Here is a 21310-nt window from a genome sequence, read left to right on the forward strand (position 1 = left end):
CGTCGGCCGCTGCGGTTCCCGCACCTGCGGCACCTGCCGCACCCGCGGCGCCTGCCGCACCGACGGTGGGGACGCCGTTTACTGTGGACGTGCGTAACGGCAACGTTGCCCGGATCACGATTGTCTCCGCGGTGAGGACTGACACCGTCAGCACGACGGCGTTTGCCACGCCGCCGAAGAACGGCACCTACCTGCTCCTGGACGTCCTTTGGGAGACCGAGAAGGGCGCGACCTCGTCCAACCCGCTGTACTTCTCCGCGAAGGATGCCAACGGGCGCAAAGCCGACATGAGTCTGTTCGCTGACAACCAGTTGGGGTCCGGCGAGGTTGTGCCCGGCGATAAGTCGCGGGGGTTCATCGCTTTCGATATCGCTCCGGGCGCGGCGACCGTGATGATCTCGGATCCGTTGCTGCAGGAGGCTGCCCGGATCCAGATTCCGTAATTGGCAGTACTTGAAACCTCTGATGCTCAACTGGTCGGGTCTCTTGGGCAGGACACTCCTACAAAGCGTCCGCTTCGGAAAAGTGTTCCTTTGTTGGCAGGAGGGGGCGACGTGGCGGGTGAACAACCACGCATGGATAAGAACAGGAATTGCGACGCACGAATAGTGCACCATGACCACGACCTGGACAGGTGGTAAGAGTTGAGTCCTAAGAGCGTAATGGGAGCGTTGCGTATGCGACGCCACTCCCAGCAGGGATATGATCTCGAACTAATGAAAACGGCTTGCTCAGCTATGGCTGATCGGCGCTGGGGGTTAGTCGAAAGGAAGGCATGAGTAGGTCCGGAGATTTGCGAGGGCGCCACGGTGAGAAAAAGCATTGGGTGCATGGCCTTCGCCGCCCTACGCCCACTGATTCTCATTCATCCCTTGGGCAGGTCGAAAAATAGTGGGGTTTTGGCACACCGGCTACATGGAATTCCATGAGCCTACAGGCGAAGGTTCAAATCCATTCGTGGAGCCGAAACAGGTGACCTTTCCGTGTATGACCTGCGGCGTGGAATTTTCAACGGCCAGCGATCTGCGCGTACACAATTTTGAGGGTCACCCCGTGCGGCGCCCTGTTCTCGTGTTCAATGGGCGGGAATGCGGCAGGAGTCGCCTAACCATCACCAGTGAAACCACCCCGAAGGATTGGGTCATACGGACAGCTGAGGCTGTGAGTGTCAACGGCAAGACAATTCCAATCGGAGGCGCTGCAGAATTTCTGTCATCTCAGCGGAGCGGTGTTGTCGACGTGACGCTTTCGAATCTGGATGTTGTGCAGACTTTCCAGTTCGAGTTTGCTCTCGCTGATATGGAAGATCTTGACGGAGTTGACGCTGCCTTGGCACGTCTGGTCGACGGGGGCGAGCTGAGTCGCCGGTCTATCGACGACTTCATTATGCGCTGCAAGCAATATCGGACTGCCGTCCGGTATCAATCCGGCCTTGCAAATTACCTTTACGGCGTTCTGGCACGCGAGGGTGCTGCTGGGGGAGAGGGTTCCGAGCGGTCGGGGGAGGGCAGTGGCTATGAGGGCAAATATGATCAGGCTGTCGGAATATTGAGAAGTTTTGATCGCCCTCCAGCAGAGGCTATATGCGGCATTGTTGCCTTCCACTACAACCAGTTCGAACGCGCCATGACGAAGACCAAGAGCCAACGCGTTGCGGAAGTGTCTTTGCGCTTTCAGGCGCTCGTCAAAGGGGAAAGCTGGTTGCCCGATGCGCTGTCGCAGTCGCCACACCCGAGCCTGGACGTCGCTCTCAGCGACTCGATAATCGAACAAGTGCTCAGGTGGACTGCATTGCCACTTGACGGTACAGCAGCCGATGACATGGCTGAGCTGGCTGCCAATATTGGCTCGCAACGACCATACGACGCGCTCAAGCTCCACCTGGTGTTGGCTGAGCACGCGCTGGCTGTAGGAGATTACCCTGCAGCGCTGCGCTATGCCGAAAGCCTTCGACACAGCCGTCTCAGCGAGAAATGGTACAGAAATTTCCGACCTCGAGTTCAACGTCAAGGAGTTCTTAAAAAGTGACAACAGACGACGGACCCACTGGAGTTCATTCGGCTGAAGGCTCGGACCCGTCCCTGCCTAAGGAACCTGCGGACATCGGCCCGCAACCGCCCAACCCAGGCAACAGCAGCAAGCGGGAGCGGCCCAAAACGATCCTCGCATTGATGGAATATGCCTACAGCGAAGCGGGACGAAAGCTAAATTTGTCGCGCAAAGATGTATTCGATTTGTCGGTTCGGCCAGAGGATGAGCAAGCAGAAATCGATATTGTTCGGCAATTAGCGGGTAGAGATCTGCTATTCGCCGTCCCGCCGGCTTTGTTGTCATCGCTGGCTGAGCTGGGATCAGAAACGCTTGTGCGTCGCCGCGTTCTCGATCTGGTTGTCGTGGCTTTCGCCAGCCACAAACTCTTTGAGGGGCGGATTGAGGGCTTGAGGGAGCAGCAGCCCTTGAAAATGCTTACCGCCGAAGAGGTTAACCGTGCTGCCAAGCAAATTAAGTTCAGCGACTTGGGGCTGAACGAGGAATCTGAATTCAGCGACGCAAGCCGGGCGCGGCTTCGCACAAACGCGGTAACCGCTCTGGAACTCTTCCGCGTTCTCCGCGATCGTTGGACTTCGCGACAGTTCATCGAGGACATGAGTGCCACTGTCTGGGACTCTCCGACGCAGCCGAGTGCGTACAAGACAGCTGCTCTACTGGCGACCGCGAAGAACGCAGAAGCACTGAGCCAAATCTCGCGGCACTTCGAAGTTCTTCTCCGTGACTCGAAGAAGGAAACCGGGAAGGCCAATTCGCAAGCCCGGGAGCAGGAGCTTCGTGCCATAACGGCCGAGGGTTTGGGAAAAAGACTGGCAGCAGATCTAGAAAAGGCAAGAGCACATGCCGCGGAGTTGGCAGCTAAAGCCAATGAACTTGAGCTGCGGCTTTCGGTAGAGCAAAACAACCGCGTGGTTGATAAGAGCCACCACGTCGATGACTATGAGGCTCTCAGAACTCAGGTGATTCGACGGCTCTCTACTCAGGCTGAGCTTTTAGGGGACGGGCTTCACGCCCTTCGCCATGGAAGCACAGGTGTAGCGGAGGAGTTCGTGGACAGGGCACTCACTGCAATCGGTGGTGAGGTCACACGCCTTAAGGAACTGGACGGGGGAGTGCAATGATTGCAGGTTTTGATTTCGGAACAACTAACAGTCTGGTTTCTGTGGTGGTTGGCGACCGTGTCATTGACGTTTTGGACGATGAGGGCCTGCCGCACCCATCTGTCGTTCGATACGAGGGCGAGGAAGTCGTCGTCGGACGCGAGGCCCGCCATGCGCTAGAAGAAGTCGGTCTCGGCGTGTATGGCAACACCGTGCGCTCCCCAAAGTTTCTCCTGGGCGAGGAGTCAGTGACTGTCGGAGGGGTCGACCGCAGCCCCATCGAGATTGTGGCAGATGTCATCCGCCACGTCCGTTTTGAATCGCGGCGAAGCGGTCAGCGACAAGTGCTGGGCGAGCTGGATCGTGCAGTGGTCACGATTCCTGTGAACATGAACGGACCGAGACGCGCGGCTCTTCGAGAAGCCTTCGCCCATGCCGGAATCTCTGTGGCTCAGTTTGTTCACGAACCACTTGCAGCCCTCTACGGCTACCTCCGCGGTGCAGCAGATACCGACAGTGAAATCCGGGGCCTGATGCGACGCAACGTACTGGTCGTTGACTGGGGTGGCGGCACCCTCGACCTCACGCTTTGCAGAATTGAGCCGGGGCGGATCCTCCAGCTCCGCAACGGGGGAACTGACATAGTCGGAGGCGACAAATTCGATGAAGTGATTCGTGACGAGGTCGTCGCGCGATTCTCTACAAAGCACGGGATCTCCAAGTCTGATCACCCCACAAAGGAAGCACGGCTCAGGCTGTTGCAGGATGCGGAACGGAACAAGATCGCACTCTCAGAGCGGCCGAGCGTCACTTTCTATCGTCCAGGCTACTTTCCAGAATCCGAGACCACGCTTGAGTACCCGCTAACGCGGCAAGAGCTGGACGCAATTACACGACCTCTTGTGACATCAGGCATCAGGGAGATTGAAGCGCTCCTTGACAGCGTCGGCATGGCACCCGCTCAAGTCTCACTTTGCCTGGTTGCCGGTGGTATGGCCGCGATGCCAAGCATACGGAGCCGACTGCACGAACTCTTCGGGCCTGAACGAGTACTCGTCCCTGCGAACAGTGCCACGCTCGTTTCGCAGGGAGCGGCACGCATCGCTCACGACTCACAGCGGCTGGTGCTGGCAAAGCCCATTGAGCTGGAGATGGCACGTGGTTCACGCCTTCCACTGTTGAGGGCCGGAACGGCCATGCCGAATGATGGCGAGGTATGTCAAGACCGCTTTCACCTGTACTGCACCGATCCGACTGACGGTCGGGCAAAGTTCGCCATAGTGGCGCCAACTGAGCTTGCTGATCAACCCCAAGCCAGCGATCCGAGAACATCTCTCGGCATGGTAGCCATTGCTGTGGACAAGACAGCCCCACCTCTCGCCGAGCGGCTGGAACTAGACGTAAAGGTCGACGACAACCTCATCTTGTCTGTCACCGCTATGTCCAAGCAGCGCGGCGACAAAGCACATGCGTCCTACTTTGACCTGGAGTTTGGCATCGGACTCCCCGGCAGCAATGACCTGGGACCAATTGATATTGCTGACTCCCAGGCCTATATACCCAACGACGGCCTGATTGCCCGTGCCAACGTAGCCGATCAACAGGATACGATGCTGGTTCCCGGAGACGTGCTTTATCAGCATCGGCCTCATGCGTTTTCTCGGCTCCCTGGCCCGGACCAAGCCACTGATGAGCAACTGATCGAGCACCTCTACTACAAGCCCTGTGCCGTCTGTAAGCGCAAATGGGGCGATCCCGCTTGCAGGTGCGCCTCGGTAGCCTGACATGGCTTCTCAGCAAGTCGTTGTACGTATCCAAGAGGGTGCGTCTGTAGTCGCTGAACATGTTCGTCGACCGGTCCGGTTAACTCCGGACGGATATGCCGGCATTGTCTACAACGGCGCCGTTTACCCGTTGTTTGCCCACGACGTGGTCGACATTTCCGGCGCATCGTGGGAAGTCGAGGACTGCAGCAGGTTCCTTTTCGCAGGAGCCTCTATCCCATACGTGCCGCAATTTGACGACGTCGGTGAGCAGCAGAACTTTGCGGGTTTCCACGGTGAGTGGGAGGTCGAGACCAATCGCTTTGGTCATTACCTTGTCTTTAATGCCCCTGAGCGACTTGCGACGGATGTCGTCGACGCACTCGAGGCCGGAGGTCTTTCGGTCCAGAGGTGGGACGTCAGCCATCGTCCCACGACTGAGGGGAAGTTCTACGACTGGTTTGCCCGGCTCCGGTTTAAAGGCAGCCATGAACAGGTCGTGGCCCAGATCTCCGCCGTCTTTTCGCCCGCCTCAGCAGAGCCAACAGCTGCGCCCGTTCCGGCACCTTCAGTCTCGTCGCTAGAGGATCTCGCAGCACAGGTCGAGCAATTGGTCGATCTGACGGCCGAACTCAGGGAGCGTCTCAGCACCTCTGAGTCGGAAGCTTCGCTCCTAAGACAGCGGCTCACTACCGCTTCAAGTCGGGAGTCAAAACTTTCCGAGGATTTAGATCGGGCCCTAGATCATCAAAAGGCACTACAAGGTCAGCTTGAAGAGCTGAGCCGTGATCCGCGGCAAGCTGTTGAAACGAAAATACTCCTGAAACGTCAGGCCGAGACCGAAGAACTTCTCGAACTGGCGTTCGCGGAAAACTCCGAACTTCGTAGGAGTCTGGCGGGTTTCCGTGATCAGGCGGAGCAAGGCGACGTACGGATTTTGACACTCGAGGCGACTGTGGTCGACCTACAAGAACGCCTCCAAGAATTCGGAGAACAGGAGCGAGTGCGGCGTAGAGGTGCGGTGACGGCCCGAGCACCTCGTCGTGGTGTTCCTGGATTTCTGGATGTGGCCTTCTCTCGGCTGACCTTTGTTTTCGACAGCGTTGAAGTATTGGCCAACCTCGATTCATCAGCGTCTATGATGCGATCGCTGGTGCAGATTGATATGGGCGAGGTTGTGGGCAAGGATTTGGAAGGCATGCGCGGCTGGCGCGAGGTTTCGAAGCTTGCCACCGGGGTTGCTGGTAGCGAGGACATGGGTCGCATTTACTACAAGCCGGACGGCGACCGCGTCCTTGTCAGCGTGCACGTAAAGCAAGACGACAAGGAACAGCGCCGTCACATCGAGAGGCTTCGCTCCATATGAGGACGATATTAACTATCCGGCGGAATTGCAGTGGGAAGTAGGCGTAGCCGGGGTGGTGCCGCGTGGCGCGCTAAGAGCGGCCGGATCGTGCGGGACACTGATGATGGTGCGGCAGAGGAGCGCTAGGCTCCTCTGCCGCGAGCAGAATTGCTGCGTTTGTGAAAAGGCTCAGGGTTGAGCCTTGGTTGAAGGGGGAGAGCACAATGGCCGATATTGAAGACGTGACACTGGAGACGCAGCTCGATGACGAGGAGGCCAACGCAGACATTGCGAAGGCGGTCAGTGCCCGTCATTCGATCGCCCGGAAGTACGTCATGAGGATTCGGCGCCGGCGTCCGGAGGCGAGCCCAGCGGAAGTTATCAAGCTGCTTGAGCGTCACTACAGCACATCGATCACCGCTGCAGGGGCTGCTATCGCTGCTGGGTCTATCGCGGCTGAGGTGGGAATTTCCTTGATTCCGGGTGGCGGAGTCGCGGCCGCCGGTCTTAAGACTGCCGGCAAGCAGGCCGCGAAGAAGACTGTTCAGGTAACGGCGAAGGAGGCGGCCAAGGTGGCCGCGAAGAACATGGCCATGGGTGCTGCGAAAAACGGGGCCCAGCGGGTGGCCGCGCTTCTCCCTGCCGGTGATCAGCAGCTTCAATTCGAGATTACGGCAATTTTTGGGCTAGCCCTCGCCGACGTACATGGGATGGACCTCGACCAAGACCAGGCTCATGCTCTGGTTTACGGGCTCACCAATGACTCCGTTAGCCAGCAGCAGATCGCGACTATGGCCAAGGACGTCGCGGAAACGTCTCCCGATGGAGTGGTGGGCGTTGGTCACAAATTCGCCGCCGCCAGCGGTGACTGGTCACACTGGGCAACGACGCTGGCAGACACGCTGCCGAGCGGAGCCGCGCAAAGTCTCGTCAGGACCATGCAGACGGGCCAGTTGGATACCGTGCGGGAAACCCTGAGCGGAAAGCAGCAGTCCGCGATCGAATACGGGGTTGGCGCGCTGACGGGAGGAGTCAGCCGGTTCGTTTTCGGCCGGGACGTGGTGGAAGCGGCACGGGCTGCATTCCCTGAGGCTCCGGAGGAGTTCCCTGCACACCTGGCTCTGCAGGACAAGTCCTCCGACGCCGACGACCGGGAGTCGGAGCCCAATCGGGCGCTTGCAGCCCTCGAGGATGCTGCGAAGTCCACAGGAAGCTGGATCACGGGGACGGCCAGCACGGTTGGAGAAGGAGTCGCAACCGGTGCCTCCGCTGTGGGGTCAGGGGTCGCAAGCGCCGCCGCTGCTGTGTCTCGCCCCTTCCGCGCTGTGGACGTTGACGGCGACGGTATCCCCGATGAGCCGCAGGCACTCGCAGCGGTAAAGGGCCTTGGCGGTGCCCTTGCTGGAGCCACCGGCGCAGCGAGTGGAAAGGTCGCTGGTTTGTTCAAGTCCCGTAAGCGGGACATAGCTGATGCGCCGGAGAAGGCGCCTGAGGAATGAACTCAGAGGCTTACAGTGCAGAACTGGCTGCTGCCATGGAGGCTGGCTTTATAAGGAACCGCAATACGGGCGAGCACTGTCACAGCCTCGCCGACGCGTATATGGCTTCTCTGGCCGAGAGTTCCCTACCTGAGGACGTAGAGGAGCGCGAGGAGTACGACCGCCTGGTCGCGTGGTCCCTGGAGAAGAGAGACGTGTCGCGGGGAGAAGTCGTTATGACGTTCAACTTCATTCGGGTTAAAGCGGTTCGGGTAGCCCTAAAAGTCGCCCAAAGGCGCGGGGAGGTCGGCCAGTACGAGTCCCTTTATTGAGCCGCCGGTGATCCTCAAACAGCACGCTTCGTGACAATTCCGGCAGCCGGTAAGCTCCCCGTATTGCAGCTATGTAAGCGGCTTGCGGTGCACCGAAAGCTGGCAGATGAACTGCATGTCATCGCCCATCGTCAACCACCCGCACGTAATCACATAACGAACCGCCTCAACGCTCACTCGCACCTGAAGACGGCGGTATACGTGTGCTATCGATGAAACGTTCGTGGGTTAGAAGGGCGCCTGAAGGGTCTAATCCACAGTCAAACGTAATCGGAGCATTTTGACATAGGTGCCGAACTGCAGATCCTCGCCCAGTCCACCCACTCTTTGTCCGAACTATGTGGTGGAATACGTAGGTGACTGCGACGATGCCCCTGCCCGATGACATCCTCGAGCGCATTTGCCTTGAGAACCTCGCTGTATACCGAGAATCACAGGGTCGGCTCCAGGAGGACGTCAGCCAAGAGGCGCAAGTCGCGCATGACTATCGTGGGCGTCTCGTGTACGAGCTCCTCCAAAATGCGGATGACGCGCTAGTTGGCATTGCGACGACTGAGGACAGGGCATTATTTCGACTCACGGACACCGAGCTGTGGGTTGCCAACACGGGGCGCCCCTTCACCGAAGCCGATATACGAGGACTGTGCGGCTTGGGAGCCAGTTCCAAGGCCCAATCAGACGGCCCCAAGCGCGCCAGCATTGGTCACAAGGGATTGGGCTTCAAATCGGTTCTCGAAATCACCGACAGGCCCGAAGCCCACTCCGAGACGGTGAGTTTCCGACTGGGACGGGAGCAAGCGGAAGCGCGGGTGTCCAGGCTTTGGAAGGAGTTTGACCGCGGCAATGTCCGCGGGGTGCCGGCGATGCGGTTCCCTTGGGCGATGACGGAGGTGCACGAAACTTGGGACGAACTCCGTGCAGCCGGCTATCACAGCGCCTTTCGATTCCCGTTCCACGAACGCGTCAGCTCCGAACAGAAGGCAGCACTCGCGCATCAATTATTGAACCTTCCGATGACCAGCGTGCTCTTTCTCAAGCACTTGGAAGAAGTGGTCATTGAGGTTGCGACTTCCAGCGAGAAGTCAGACCGTCAGTGGCTCGTGGAAAGGCACCGAGTGACCTCCGCTGGCATCGAGCGGTGTGTCGGACTGACCGAGTCGGGTCTCTTCAGAGTCGACTTGGTCAACCGGGAAGGTGAGGGTGACCGCTACTGGGTTGCTCACGACGGCAACGTGCGAATCGGCGACCACCGAGATGGCTTGACTGGGCCGGCATGGGAGGGCGTGGACGTCACCGAAGTGTCGGTCGCGGTCCGGGATGCCGACGAGCCGCGGGTCAGGCCGGAGGACCGCAGGTTTCACGTCTTCCTGCCTACGCAGGAGCCTTCATCCTGCTCGCTGCTGGTCAACGGGGCCTTCACGACTGACCTTTCACGGCAGCACATTCAAGTCGCGGACACCGAGTCGAACTACAACGGGTATCTCGTACGTCGCGCAGCCGAGACATTTGTGCGGATGCTCATGCCTCACCTCCTTGCCGAGGGTGGCCCCCGTTACGTCCTGCGAGTTCTGGATCGAGGCGAAAGCGATTCCGGGACGGCAGGCCGACTCCTCGCCGACGCCATTGCCAGGGCAATGACGGGTGTCCGTTTCCTGCCCTCAGGACCGAATGAACTCGCCTTCATTGAGGCGGTTTTTCCATCGCCCGTTCTTGGCGCAGAGGGGTCCGCCTTCGCGGCCCTCCTCAAACCGGACTGCGTTATTAAAGGCAGACAATTCCCTGATCCGGAGTTCTGTGAAGGCACGCTTGCCGGGGTTTGTGCGGCCTACGGGTCAGCGGCTCTGAGTCCGATTGACTCGCTACGGGCCCTTGCTCACAATCTCGACACGGGGAAGACAGCGTTGAGACCAAGCCTCGACGCTCGTTATCAGGTTGACCCGGTGCTTGATCTCTGTGCACTCCTCTGGGAACGATCGGACGCGGCGGATCGCCAGGCCTTGGAGGAGAGCGCCCGGCTGGAACCGGTCTTCCCTGTCGGCGAGAACGATGGTGGCACCGTTAGGAGGATAGCTCTGCGAGGTGAAAGTGCGTTTTACCCGCCGCGCTCTTCCGCGGAGGGACTTCCCCTTCGTAAGTTACAGTTCCTCGCACATGCGGTCTGCTGGGGCACGCTCGGCAGGACCGAACAGAGGTCGGTACTGGAGCGCCAGATGAAGGCGTGGGATGCACTCTTTGACGTGAAAGAGTTCCGCTTCGAGGAGGTCATGCGCGCTGCGGTCCTCCCAGGACTGACGCGCACGGCAGGGGCCGATGCTGAGTTGCGGGAGTCAAACCGCACCATCGAAGCACTCGCCACGATATGTCGGTTGGCCGGAAAAACCACCAAACCCGATCAGCCTCTTCCCATGGGGCGGCTCGGTTCGGATCGAGCGTTCTTCAATCTCAGCCGCCTTGATGTTCCGTGTCGTGCCGATGACAGTGGGGAGTTGACCTGGGCACCGGCCCATCAGGTTTACTTCGGAAGCGACTGGGTTGGCGATGACTCTGTGGAGCCGATCGTTGAAGCAATGGCCGATGCGGGCGAGGTCATGCAAGTCCGATTCCTTGCGTCGCCCGACGTGTTCGCCGAGTTCTCTGCCAGCATCGGGGTCAACGAGGATGACGACGCGAGTCCAGGGACAATCGATCCCGACGAGGGAGAAGTCGACCTAGATGACGACACCGACGAAGCACTTGAGACCACCGTCGATGATCGCTGGCGCAACTTTTTCGCTTGGCTCGGAGTGAGCCGTGGTTTGAGACTGATCCACTTTCACGATGTTGACGACACCGGGACCGGGTGGACGAACACTAAGGGTCTCGGTCTCCCTGGTGGTTGGGCTTTCTCAGGCTTGGATAAGGTCTGGTCCGAATACCAAGCGGATCTCGTCGGGGCACTCGCGTCGCATCCGCGGTGGGAGCAGACGGATCACTATCTCTATCAGGTTCACAACCTTGATCGGCTCGATGAGATCGCGAGAGTCGCCCTCCGTAGAGACACCGACGTGGCCGAGAAGCTGCTCGACCACCTCGTTCGCAACTGGAACACCTACGCCCGCCACACCCAGGCCAAGTTGGCATTCGTCGGAGCCGGCAAATGGCCGTCGTCCCGTACGGCTCCTCCGCGAGCAACGTCGGAAGAACTCGTTAATGCTGGCCCAGATCTATGGCTCTACCGACTTCGTCACCACGCGATTTGCCCCACTAGTCATGGTCCGCGGCGTCCAAACCAAAGTTGGCGTCGATCGGAGGAGCTTGTCCGTCGTCTGGGCCGCAGTGGGCGCGACGCCGACGACTACCTTCCCGTCCTCAAACAACCGACTGGGGTGCCGTCGTCGACACTCCGCGCTTGCCTCGACGAACTGCAAGTCCGCGGCGAGCTTACTCCGGCCGCGTTCAATGTCGAGGATGCACACGATCTCTGCGTACGCATTTCGCACCTCTACCCGTCGGGCATCACCGACCAGGCGCTGCGCTCGGAACTGCGGCCGATCTACCGACAAATGTTCGAACTCTTGGTCGGCAGCACTGTGAACAACGGGGCGCCACTGACTGACACCCCGCTTGCCGCTCGCACCGCGGCTGGGTACGAGTTCCTCGCCGCGCGAGACGTTGTGTACGCGTCCGTGTCTGGCAGCCGAGAACGGAGCGGTGTGCAAGACAAGATACCGTTGTTCGTTCTCGAGGCCGAGCCGGGAGCGCTTCGTCCGCTCCGCGAGCTCTTCGGAACCCCGCTCCTCGAGAGCGCGTTGGAGTGGTCGGCGAGGCCGGGTGAGACCCCTCTTGAACCGTCCGGCCTCGGCACTTTCCGCCAAGGACTCCGAGACCTCATCCCACCGCTACTCGCCCGCCTAAGTGCCGATCGAGCTGACCGGAGTAGGGCCGACCAACGGGCCTTGACTGAATTCGCTGAGAAGTTGGAACCCGTGGAGTCGCTGAATCTGAGTTGCTCATTCCGAGGGCAGGACCTCGGTGACATTCCCCAGCGGACGTACTACGTGCGGCGCTCCGAGGAATCAGGATTTCAAGGTTTCGCCGTGTGGACCGGCCCTGCGTGGCCGCCGATAGCGGAGGACGCTCATACCTTGGCTATGGCGCTTGCGGAGACCTTGGAGGTCAACACTGTCGAGACCTTCCTATCGTTCATCAACGCGAACCCCGCACAGCGACAGCAACTGCTCGATCTGGCCGGCGCCGCCGAGAAGCTGGAGGAGGTGCAGCGAGACATTGCCGATCTCGGAGATGACGCGTATCAGGTCGATCAGCTGGTGAACCGCGTAGAAAGCAACGAGCTCGACACGACAGACGGCGAGTCAACAGAAGCGGCCGCCGGGCTCGCAGGCCGAACGCCTCCCGCTGCGACCCGTGCCGCACCGCGTATCCCGTTGCACCGCTACGAGGACCTCCTGATAGATGGAGAACTCATCCGCATCGAGGGAACAGGTCCCAAACACGAGGCCCCAGGAGGGAACCGTCAACTCGCAGCCGCAGGTGACGGACATGGCGCCGACGGGGGTGGTTCTGCGGGCGTGCCAAGGGCAGCCGCCGGCACCGACCTGAACGAACTTGACCGTCTGGGCATGCGTATTACCTTTGCATTTGAGGAGCGCCGATTCGCCGGGCAGAAGACCGTCGTGCTCCCAGGAGAGACGCCCCCTGAGAATGCGGACGTGCTCATCGTCGACGTCAGCTCACCGGAGATGATCGTAACCGCTATAGAACAGTCCACCGTGGTTGGCCAAGTGTTTGTCCAGCTCGCTGAGCAGGGCATCAGCGAGCTCTACCCTGGCTTCGACGTCCTGACCATCCAGAATGGTTCAATCGATCGAATGATTGAACTGAAGTCGTCCGGAGTCGACGCACAAGTTCAAGCCATGAGTTGGAACGAGTGGAAGACGGCCGGGGGCGAATTAAGAAACTATTTCTGGCTCTACCTCGTTGGCAATCTTCGCGCCGATCTCGAAAACGCCTCACCCTTCGTGAGAGCTGTGCAAGACCCATTCGGGACACTTGCATCATCAAAGTCGGAAGACGTCATACGCAAGCGCACTGTTCAGCTCCGAGTGCGCGAGTTCGCCGCTGCAGATCAACTCACACTGGAGTTGCGGCATCAGAAAGACGCGCAAAACTGGGACTACAGGTGAGCTTGATGGCAAAGCCAGCATCGTTGCCTCCCCCCGAACTCCCGCAGCGAATTACATTTCTAGGCTAAGAATCGCAAAAAGCTGAGGCGGTCGAGTAGGTCGGCCGCCTCATCTTCGTTCCGGCTGTTCTAGGAGGGCCATGGACCGTCGTGGAATAGTCATATCTTTCCCCGTTCGGGGGGGTAGGTGTATTTGCCTGACAGCAGCTGCGGACCGGCTAGGCCAGCCAGCGCCGCCAGCGTGGCCGCTCCGGTTCCGGAGTCTGTTCAGGTTCCGGTTCCGGCTGCTCGCCCAAGGCTAGCGCGGCCTGGACGATGTCGTCCGCGGTGAGCGTCATGACGGCCTCACGATCGAGTGCGTCGAGACTTTGTTCCTTGTTGAGCGACAGCCGTAGCGCCTGGCGGTTGAGCGCCTGCTCGAACAGCGTGCGGGCGAACCGTGCGTTGCCGGAGTCCTCGCTGGCGTGGAGCCCGGTGAAGATGCGGCGCAGCATCTGGTCAGCACCCGCCTCCAACGTGTACTCGTGCTGGGCCAGCATCTGGTGGAAGATCGTCTGCAGTGCGTCGACGGAGTAGTCGGGGAACGTGATCTCGCGGGCGAACCGGGAGCGCAGTCCGGGGTTCGAGAGCAAGAAGGACTCCATCAGCCTCGGGTAACCGGCCACGATCACGACCAGGCGGTGGCGGTGGTCCTCCATCCGCTTGAGCAGGACCTCGATCGCCTCTGGGCCGAAGTCCATACGGCCGTCCTCCGGGGCCAGCGCGTAGGCCTCGTCGATGAACAGGACGCCGTCCAGCGCACGCCGGATCACCCGGTCCGTCTTGATGGCGGTCGCACCCACGTATTGCCCCACCAGGCCCGAACGGTCGACCTCGACCAGGTGGCCCTTTTGCAGCAGTCCCACCGCGCGGTACATCTCGGCCAGGAGCCGCGCCACGGTGGTCTTGCCCGTGCCCGGATTTCCGAGGAACACCAGGTGCTGTGATGTGGCCACCTCCGGCAGGCCGTGCGCCTTACGGCGGGCCTGGACCTGGAGCAGTGCGACGAGGGCCCGCACCTGTTCCTTCACGGTCTCCAGCCCGACCAGCGCGTCGAGCTCGGCCTGCACCTCGGACAGCGGCCGGGCCGGCCCGGGCCTCACACCGATGAGATCGCCCACCAGGTCGTCCATGCGCTCTGAACCGGGCAGCTTGAGCTGATCGGCCAGATGGCCGATGGTTTCGCGCAGGTCGTCGAGCGGATTGCGGCTGGGAGCCATGCATCCACTGTAGTACCCGATTCCCACCTTGATGCAGATTCGCCGGGTGGCCCTCAGAACAGCGGCCAGGGCACCGCCGGCATTTCACCGCTCGGAGCAGGGAACCGACCCAACTGGCGCAACCGGGCGCAGCGCACGGCGGCCGACGCAATTTCTTGGGCGGAGAGCAGGTCCGCCAGGCTTCGGCCCAGCTCACCGTCCAGCCCTTCGCTGACACGGTCGATGCCCTCAAGTTCCTCAACGGTCAGAGCGTCTCCCAGCCACCCCCACAGCACCGTGCGCAGCTTGTGGTCACGGTGAAAAGTGAGGCCATGGTCCACGCCGTGGCGGTGCCCGTCCGTCATGGCAAGGATGTGTGCGCCTTTGCGGTCGGCGTTGTTCACGACGACGTCGAACACCGCCATGCGTCTCAGTGCCGGTGTGTCCTCGTGGACGAGGGCGACCATCCGTCCCTGCTCATCCTGACCCTCAAGGACGTGTTTCCAACCGCTTGCCGGGACGTCGTCCGTTGCCACAAGGTCCACCGCGTTCTGGCCGGGGTCTGTCTCCTGCCAGAGCTGCACCATCCCTATGCCCAACGGACCATCGCGGAGCCAAGTGCGTGGCACTATGTTCCAGCCGAGGACCTCAGAGACCAGGTAGGAGGCAACCTCCCGGTGGGCGAGGAAGCCATCGGGAAAGTCCCACAACAGTTTCTCCCCGGCTATCGGTTTATAGACGACCGTCGTGTCGCCGATGCTGCCCACGAATGTAGCGTTCGACGCCGTCGTGATGCGGCCGGTGAGCGTCAACTCGGCAGTCAGCAGGTCGGGCGCCGGCATCAGACCTCAGGAAGAGTGCAGACGTGTCCGTCTGGGTCCACAGGGTAACCGCAAAGGGGGCATGCGGGACGCCCGGCCCCGACAACCTCACGGGTGCGCTTGGCGAAGGCACGGGCGGTACCGACCGGCATCCGCACCAACAGCATTTCGGGCACTTCAGCGTCGTCTTCCTCGAATGACCCGTCGTCCTCAGCATCAACTTCCGCGAGCGGGTATGCCTCGATGACCACCTGCGCCGTCGTCGGGTCCCAACCCAGGCTCAGGGCGCCGGTTCGAAACTGCTCCTCGACCGCCTCGAGCTGGTCATTGTCGACGAGCTCAATGGGAGTACCGGTGGGAACGCTGAAAGGGTTGCCCTCGAGGGTCATGAGCTGATCGAGGATTTCGTCAATCTTCTCGGCGAGCTGGGCCGACTGCTGCTTCTCCAAAGCGATGCTCACAATTTGCTGACCTGTGCGTACCTGCAGGTAGAACGTGCGCGACCCCGGAACGCCGATGGTTCCAACGACGACCCGGTCGGGCCAGGCAAATTCATGAACACGTGTAGGCATAAGAGCATTTTAGGCACGGGTGCTTCATGGTGCCTGATTAGTTGCAAGGGTGGCGAGGTCGCGGATTACTCGTTGGATCTCATGTTCCCGTCTCCTGGCAAGGGAAGTTTGTTGTACTGCACGCGGCTTTACCAAGGGTTTGGTGGGCGGAGCAGGAACAGGAGCGTCCGTGATATGTGCTTCCTTTGCCTTGGGCGGAATACTGCTCATGTTCATACGTCCCCCCGACGTAGATGCTTTGCTGCCGTGTGGGGACACTCTATGAAGCCTGAAGAACAAGATGGAAGGGTGTTTTTCCACCTTTGGGATTTTTTGCGTCGATCTTGAGGTAGGCGGTCAGGCCCTCTGCCAACTTACCGGGAGCGCCTTCAGCCCATAGATGATGGTGCTTTCCATTCGTTCCAGGTGGGCTCCCTGATCCAGAGCAAGCCCGGGCAAACGGGACAGTAGGGCACCCAGCGCGATCCTGGCTTCGAGCCGGGCCAGCGGGGCGCCGAGGCAAAAGTGAATGCCGTGGCCGAACGCCAGATGCCGGTTCTGGCCGCGGTCCACGTCGAACTCGGCAGGCCGCTGGAACTGCCGCTCGTCGCGGTTCGCGGAGCCGATCCAAGCCACGATCGGTGCGCCGGCCGGAATCAGTTCGTCTCCCAAGACAGTCTCCGTGACCGTCACCCGGTACATGGACTGGACCGGCGATCGAAAGCGCAGCACTTCTTCGATGGCCTGGGGAAGCAGGGCGGGTTCCCTCAGCAGGCGGTTCATGGTGCCGGGGTACTCAGCCAGGCACAAAACCGCGTTGCCGATCAGATTGGTGGTGGTCTCATTGCCGGCGACGAGCAGCAGGGCGCAAAAACCGAGCAGTTCGGGCACCGTCAGTTTTGGCCGTCAATCTCCGCTGCCAGCAGGGTGCTGATGAGGTCCTGGCCTGGCCGGCGCCTGCGTTGGTCGATCAGGGCCAGGAAATACTCCGTCATCTCCACGTTTGTGCCGGAGTGGTTCTCACTGGTCGAATCAGTCCGCGTCTGGCTGACAATCACGTCGGACCATTGTTTGAAGCGCTCACGGTCCTCCGCGGGGATACCCATAAGTTCGGCGATCACTATGACCGGCAGCGGGTAAGCCAATTCCTTAATCAGGTCTGCGCTGCCGCGGGCCGCGATCCCCTCCAAAAGTTCGTCAGTGAGCGCCGCGATACGGGGAGCCAGCGCGTCCACGGCTTTGGGCGTGAACGCCTGGGTCACCAGGGATCGTAGCTGCCGGTGCCTTGGGGGATCGGTGGCAATCAGGCTCGCTGCGAATAGTTGGCCGGTCCCCGATGCATCGTCCCCGCCCATGCGCGACGAGAATGTTGCATATTCGGACAGTGCCCGCTGGACGTCGTCGTACCGGAAGACGTGCCAACTTCCCGATTGTTCGTCGTAATGGACAGGGGCAGTTTCCCGCATTCGTTCGTAGTGGGGAAAGGGGTTGAGCTGATGTTCAGCGGACTGGATGAAGTCCACGGCTGGCCTCTCTGCTCGCCGGGAGCCCTATCGCCCGAACGGACGGTGGGCCCGGGTCGACTGCGCGTCGAGCCTTGATTTTAGCCAATGCCTGCTCCTGGGTCATTAGCAGGCGGTAAAGCGGTTGGTTCTGTATTCGCCGTTACCGGTGTATGCGTTCTTGCCAGTCCGCCGGTACCTTGTCTTCCGGTGCAGGTGCCGGCTGCTCCGGTGGCCTCGACTGAGGATCCGGAAGCCGCGGGCCGCGGAAGAATCTCTTCGTGGTGTGGTCGTAGAACCAGTCCTCCCCAGGTTCAAAGGACCTCATGACGGGGTGACCGACGGTGCGCGCGTGGGCACTGGCATGCTGCGAAGGTGATGAATCGCAGCATCCGATGTGGCCGCATTGGGCGCAGCGGCGGAGATGTAGCCACCACCCCGGGCCGTCACCCCTGAGGCATTCCAGACACCCTGTTCCACTGGGTATGGCGACGAGGCTGATTCCCGGAATAGGACGATTCTCCATCGTGTCCTCCAAAATCTCCGTGCCTTGGGAAAATGCCAGAATCAACGGGACAACCGGGGCTGATATTACTCCGTTCCCGGTGGCTAAGGACCTTCCCGGAGGCAGCGGCACCCCTTGTCCCCACTGTCCCGGCGCGAGTATCGTGAGCGCCACCGAACCATTGAACCGGAGAGACGGCGGCTATGGATCACTCGGTTCCGATCATGCTGATTGCTACCGGAGACTCAGCCTCTCGGCGCATTCTTGAAGACGAGTTACGTCGTCGCTACGGTGCCGACTACGAGGTGGTGGCCTGCGCCGACCACGCCCACGGGCGGGCGGTGCTTGAGGGGCTCCGGCGCTGGAATCGCCCGGTTGCCCTCATACTCGGGTGCTACGGGCCGGCCGACCGCGGTGGGCTCGATTTCCTCCGGCGTGCGTATGGCTTTCACCCGGCCGCCAAGCGTGGCGTTGTAGTGACATGGGGCGATTTCGCCAGCGCCCCCACTGTATTCCGGGCGATCGGGCAGGGCTACGCCGAATTGGTGATCATCCGTCCCGAACGATCGCGCGACGAGGAATTCCATGGGGCTATTACCGACGCCCTCGATGACTGGCACCTGGCCCAGGGGCTTGGGTTCGAGGCGGTCCGGCTGATCGGGGAGGTAGGCGACGAAAGAACGCATACGCTGCGCGACTCCTTGAGCCGAAACCACATCCCGGTGGGTTTCTACCCTGCCGGGTCCGAACTGGCGGAACGGACGCTCGAGAGCGTGAACCTGCGCGACCCCGTGCTGCCGGTCCTGGTGCTGGAGTTCACGGCTCCACCCATTGTCCTCGAGAACCCCAGTGACTTAGAAATTGCCGAAGCAATGGGGGTGACGCGACCGCCGCCGGCGGACAAGATCTTCGATGTGGTGGTTGTGGGAGCCGGCCCCTCCGGTCTCGCGACCGCCGTATATGCCTCCTCCGAGGGCCTGTCCACCATGGTGGTGGAGGGAGAAGCTGTGGGAGGCCAGGCCGGCACCAGCTCGTTGATCCGCAACTACCCTGGCTTCTCCCGTGGTGTGAGCGGTGCCCATCTGGCCTACCGGTCGTTTCACCAGGCATGGACTTTGGGCACGGACTTCCTGTTTCTGCGGAAGGTGCAAGGGCTCGGTGTGGATGGAGCGGTGTACGCTGTGTCGATTTCCGATGGCACTGTGGTACGGTGCCGTGCAGTTGTAGTGGCCACCGGCGTGGACTACCGTCGCCTCGGCATTCCTCAGCTGGAGGATCTGGTGGGCAGAGGCGTCTTCTACGGGGCCACAGTCTCCGAGGCGCCGTCGATGGCCGGAAAAAACGTCTGCGTGGTGGGTGGCGGCAATTCGGCCGGACAGGCGGTTCTGCACCTCGCGAAGTACGCGAAAAAGGTGACGCTGCTGGTGCGTGGACCCACATTGTCAGTCAGTATGTCGGAGTACCTCATCTCCCAACTCGAGGCCACCCGGAACATCGCGGTCCGCTATAGCACCATGATCGTGGGGGCCCGCGACCAGGACGGATTCCTTGCCGCCGTCAGGGTGTCCGCATCCGGCGCCGCCGACGGAACCCCGGATGAGGAGATCGAAGCGGGCGGCCTGTTCGTGCTGATCGGTTCGGTGCCGCGGACTTCCTGGTTGCCCGAGACCGTAGAGCGTGACCCGGCCGGTTTTCTGCGCACGGGAGCCAGCCGGGATGTCAGTGACGCAGGGTCCGCCAGGACGGACAGGCCGCCATTGGCGCTGGAAACCAGCATGCCCGGCATTTTCGCGATCGGCGACGTGCGGGCCGGTTCGATCAAAAGAGTGGCTACCGCAGTGGGGGACGGCGCCACTGTGGTCTCGATGCTTCACAGCTACCTGGCCGAGAACCCCTTGCCTGTCCCGCCGTCTAACCCCGGAGAGGCAGCCGCACCCGAGGAACTGCCCGGTGACGTCCGCTTCACCTGATGCCACGCCCTTGATTCCACCGATGCGGTGGCTGCTCTACCTCGCTGCATTCCTCGTGTTCCTTGCCGGGCTGGTGCTGTTCGTGTTTCCCCTCCGGACTGCGGAATGGTTCGCGTGGACAGTCAATCCGCCCATGACCGCCGTCTTCCTCGGCGCAGCCTACTGGTCGGCCGCCGGCCTGGAGGTGGCCGGCGCCCGCTCAGCAAGTTGGGAATCAGCGAGGCTGGCTGTCTTGCCGGTGTTCGGCTTCACGGCATTGACCCTCGGAGTCACCCTGCTTCATCTCGACCGTTTCCACCTGTCGCCAGGCACTGCCACCCTTGCGCAAGTAGCCGCCTGGGCATGGCTGGCGATCTATGCGATCGTCCCGGTGGCAATGCTGGTCATCAGCTGGATACAGATCCGCTCCCGGCGTCCTGCCTCAAGGTCCCTAGCAGCGGGATGGCCGGTGCTGCCCCCTGCGCTGCGGCTGCTCCTGGTGGGAATCGCCGCGATACTGCTGTTGTATGGCGTGGCGCTCCTGGCAGCACCCATTCCCGCCGCGGCATGGTGGCCGTGGCCGCTGTCCGAGCTCACAGCCAGGGCGATCGGAGCATGGCTGGTCGGTCTTGGGTGGGCGGCCGCGCAGGGCCAGATGAGCGCCGACCTTCGCACCGTCCGCCCCGTAGCCCTGACCTCTGTTGCCTTCGTCATTCTGCAGGCGCTTGCCCTGCTGCGGTATGGCGGTGCCCTGGCCTGGGCGAGCGCACCGGCGATCGGCTTCGTAACCGTACTCCTTGCCATCGGAGTGGCCGGCGGATGGGCGCTCGCGCTTTCTTTTCGCCGGTAGCGCGGGCCTAAATTACGTGAGCGGCCTTCCAGTCCCCACTAAGCTCTAAGCATGGCGGTTCAAGATTCTCCGGGAAATACGACCAAGGCCATCCATCAGGACCTTGGTCAACGCCGTGGCTGGATTTTGACGATCGCCGTGGGATTCGCCGTCCAGATCCTCAGTGTCGTTATCGGCTTGAAGACAGTGGGGCCGCTGTGTGGCAGCCCGCTGCTCCCGCAAAGCCGTGCAGCTGAAATGGCAGACGTGCAGCTGCGAACTACCGAACTGGCGGCAGAATGCTACCGGAACATCGATTCCGCGTCGGTCCCTGTCTGGATCCTCATGGCGTTGGGAATCGGCCTTGTCCTGACAGGAGTGGCCGTCAGGATCGTCGCTATCCGCAGGTCTATTGATCTGACCCGGAGCTGACCGAAACCATCACCTGCGGACCTTCCCGCGGCGCAGCCGGCGTCGGTTCGCTCTTTGTCCTGTTAAGGGCCGGACACGGCGCCATGCCCTGTGCGGACGGTTACTGCCGGCCTCGGCAGGAGGGGGAGCCGAGGCCACCAGTGAAGACCCGTTCCGGCGGCGGCGCAGCCTCAGGATGGCGAATGCCGTCAAACCAATCCAGGCGAGAGCGGCACCGATAATGACAATCACCGC

17 protein-coding genes are annotated in these 21310 nt (G+C 61.2%); 11 read left to right on the forward strand and 6 right to left on the reverse strand.

Annotated features, from left to right (window positions below):
• The 8 genes from AC5RV1_RS00005 to AC5RV1_RS00040 all read left to right on the forward strand — a co-directional run.
• A partial coding sequence (locus AC5RV1_RS00005; protein WP_493993054.1) for a DUF4352 domain-containing protein occupies nt 1-443 on the forward strand: 443 nt, incomplete at its 5' end.
• A 514-nt stretch (nt 444-957) separates the two neighbouring features.
• Nucleotides 958-2028, forward strand: a complete 1071-nt coding sequence (locus AC5RV1_RS00010; RefSeq protein WP_493993055.1) for a hypothetical protein — start codon at nt 958-960, stop codon at nt 2026-2028.
• Nucleotides 2025-3170, forward strand: coding sequence for a hypothetical protein (locus AC5RV1_RS00015; protein ID WP_493993056.1), 1146 nt, complete (start codon nt 2025-2027; stop codon nt 3168-3170). The genes AC5RV1_RS00010 and AC5RV1_RS00015 overlap by 4 nt, the downstream gene beginning before the upstream one ends.
• Nucleotides 3167-4933 carry an Hsp70 family protein gene (locus tag AC5RV1_RS00020; protein WP_493993057.1) on the forward strand — a complete coding sequence of 589 codons (1767 nt, stop codon included), beginning with the start codon at nt 3167-3169 and terminating at the stop codon, nt 4931-4933. Before AC5RV1_RS00015 ends, AC5RV1_RS00020 begins: the two co-directional genes overlap by 4 nt.
• A gap of 1 nt (nt 4934) precedes the next feature.
• Nucleotides 4935-6278, forward strand: coding sequence for a hypothetical protein (locus AC5RV1_RS00025; protein ID WP_493993058.1), 1344 nt, complete (start codon nt 4935-4937; stop codon nt 6276-6278).
• A 203-nt stretch (nt 6279-6481) separates the two neighbouring features.
• Complete coding sequence (locus tag AC5RV1_RS00030) at nt 6482-7756, forward strand: hypothetical protein (RefSeq protein ID WP_493993059.1); 1275 nt, start codon at nt 6482-6484, stop codon at nt 7754-7756.
• On the forward strand, nt 7753-8067 hold the full coding sequence (locus AC5RV1_RS00035) for a hypothetical protein (protein WP_493993060.1): 315 nt from the start codon (nt 7753-7755) through the stop codon (nt 8065-8067). Before AC5RV1_RS00030 ends, AC5RV1_RS00035 begins: the two co-directional genes overlap by 4 nt.
• 356 nt (nt 8068-8423) lie before the next feature.
• Entirely contained in the window at nt 8424-13250 is a 4827-nt protein-coding gene (locus AC5RV1_RS00040; RefSeq protein ID WP_493993061.1) for a sacsin N-terminal ATP-binding-like domain-containing protein, read from the forward strand.
• Nucleotides 13251-13467: 217 nt separating this feature from the next.
• Here the strand turns inward: AC5RV1_RS00040 and AC5RV1_RS00045 are convergent, their stop codons facing one another.
• The 6 genes from AC5RV1_RS00045 to AC5RV1_RS00070 all read right to left on the reverse strand — a co-directional run bounded on the left by AC5RV1_RS00045 (nt 13468) and on the right by AC5RV1_RS00070 (nt 17887).
• Nucleotides 13468-14508: an AAA family ATPase gene (locus tag AC5RV1_RS00045; RefSeq protein WP_493993062.1), complete on the reverse strand. Its 1041-nt coding sequence runs from the start codon at nt 14506-14508 to the stop codon at nt 13468-13470.
• A 53-nt stretch (nt 14509-14561) separates the two neighbouring features.
• Entirely contained in the window at nt 14562-15329 is a 768-nt protein-coding gene (locus AC5RV1_RS00050; protein ID WP_493993063.1) for an SCO1664 family protein, read from the reverse strand.
• Entirely contained in the window at nt 15329-15880 is a 552-nt protein-coding gene (locus tag AC5RV1_RS00055; protein WP_493948885.1) for a DUF3090 domain-containing protein, read from the reverse strand. The genes AC5RV1_RS00050 and AC5RV1_RS00055 overlap by 1 nt, the downstream gene beginning before the upstream one ends.
• Nucleotides 15881-16216: 336 nt before the next feature.
• Nucleotides 16217-16750 carry a cytochrome P450 gene (locus tag AC5RV1_RS00060; RefSeq protein WP_493993064.1) on the reverse strand — a complete coding sequence of 178 codons (534 nt, stop codon included), beginning with the start codon at nt 16748-16750 and terminating at the stop codon, nt 16217-16219.
• 2 nt (nt 16751-16752) lie between these two features.
• The gene (locus AC5RV1_RS00065) at nt 16753-17382 is read right to left on the reverse strand and encodes a cytochrome P450 family protein (protein ID WP_493993065.1); all 630 of its coding nucleotides are present in this window, start codon (nt 17380-17382) and stop codon (nt 16753-16755) included.
• A gap of 142 nt (nt 17383-17524) precedes the next feature.
• Nucleotides 17525-17887 (reverse strand): UBP-type zinc finger domain-containing protein, encoded by a 363-nt coding sequence (locus tag AC5RV1_RS00070; protein WP_493948883.1) that lies wholly within the window; start codon nt 17885-17887, stop codon nt 17525-17527.
• Nucleotides 17888-18090: 203 nt separating this feature from the next.
• On the opposite strand from AC5RV1_RS00070, the gene AC5RV1_RS00075 reads away from it, so the two are divergent.
• The 3 genes from AC5RV1_RS00075 to AC5RV1_RS00085 are packed head-to-tail and all read left to right on the forward strand — an operon-like array spanning nt 18091 to nt 21076.
• The gene (locus AC5RV1_RS00075) at nt 18091-19836 is read left to right on the forward strand and encodes an NAD(P)/FAD-dependent oxidoreductase (RefSeq protein WP_493993066.1); all 1746 of its coding nucleotides are present in this window, start codon (nt 18091-18093) and stop codon (nt 19834-19836) included.
• Nucleotides 19817-20665, forward strand: a complete 849-nt coding sequence (locus AC5RV1_RS00080) for a hypothetical protein (RefSeq protein ID WP_493993067.1) — start codon at nt 19817-19819, stop codon at nt 20663-20665. The genes AC5RV1_RS00075 and AC5RV1_RS00080 overlap by 20 nt, the downstream gene beginning before the upstream one ends.
• Nucleotides 20666-20716: 51 nt before the next feature.
• A complete protein-coding gene (locus tag AC5RV1_RS00085; protein WP_493948880.1) occupies nt 20717-21076 on the forward strand; it encodes a hypothetical protein in 360 nt (119 codons plus the stop codon).
• Nucleotides 21077-21310: the final 234 nt, after the last annotated feature.

This window comes from Arthrobacter sp. Hb9-2 (assembly GCF_059091165.1).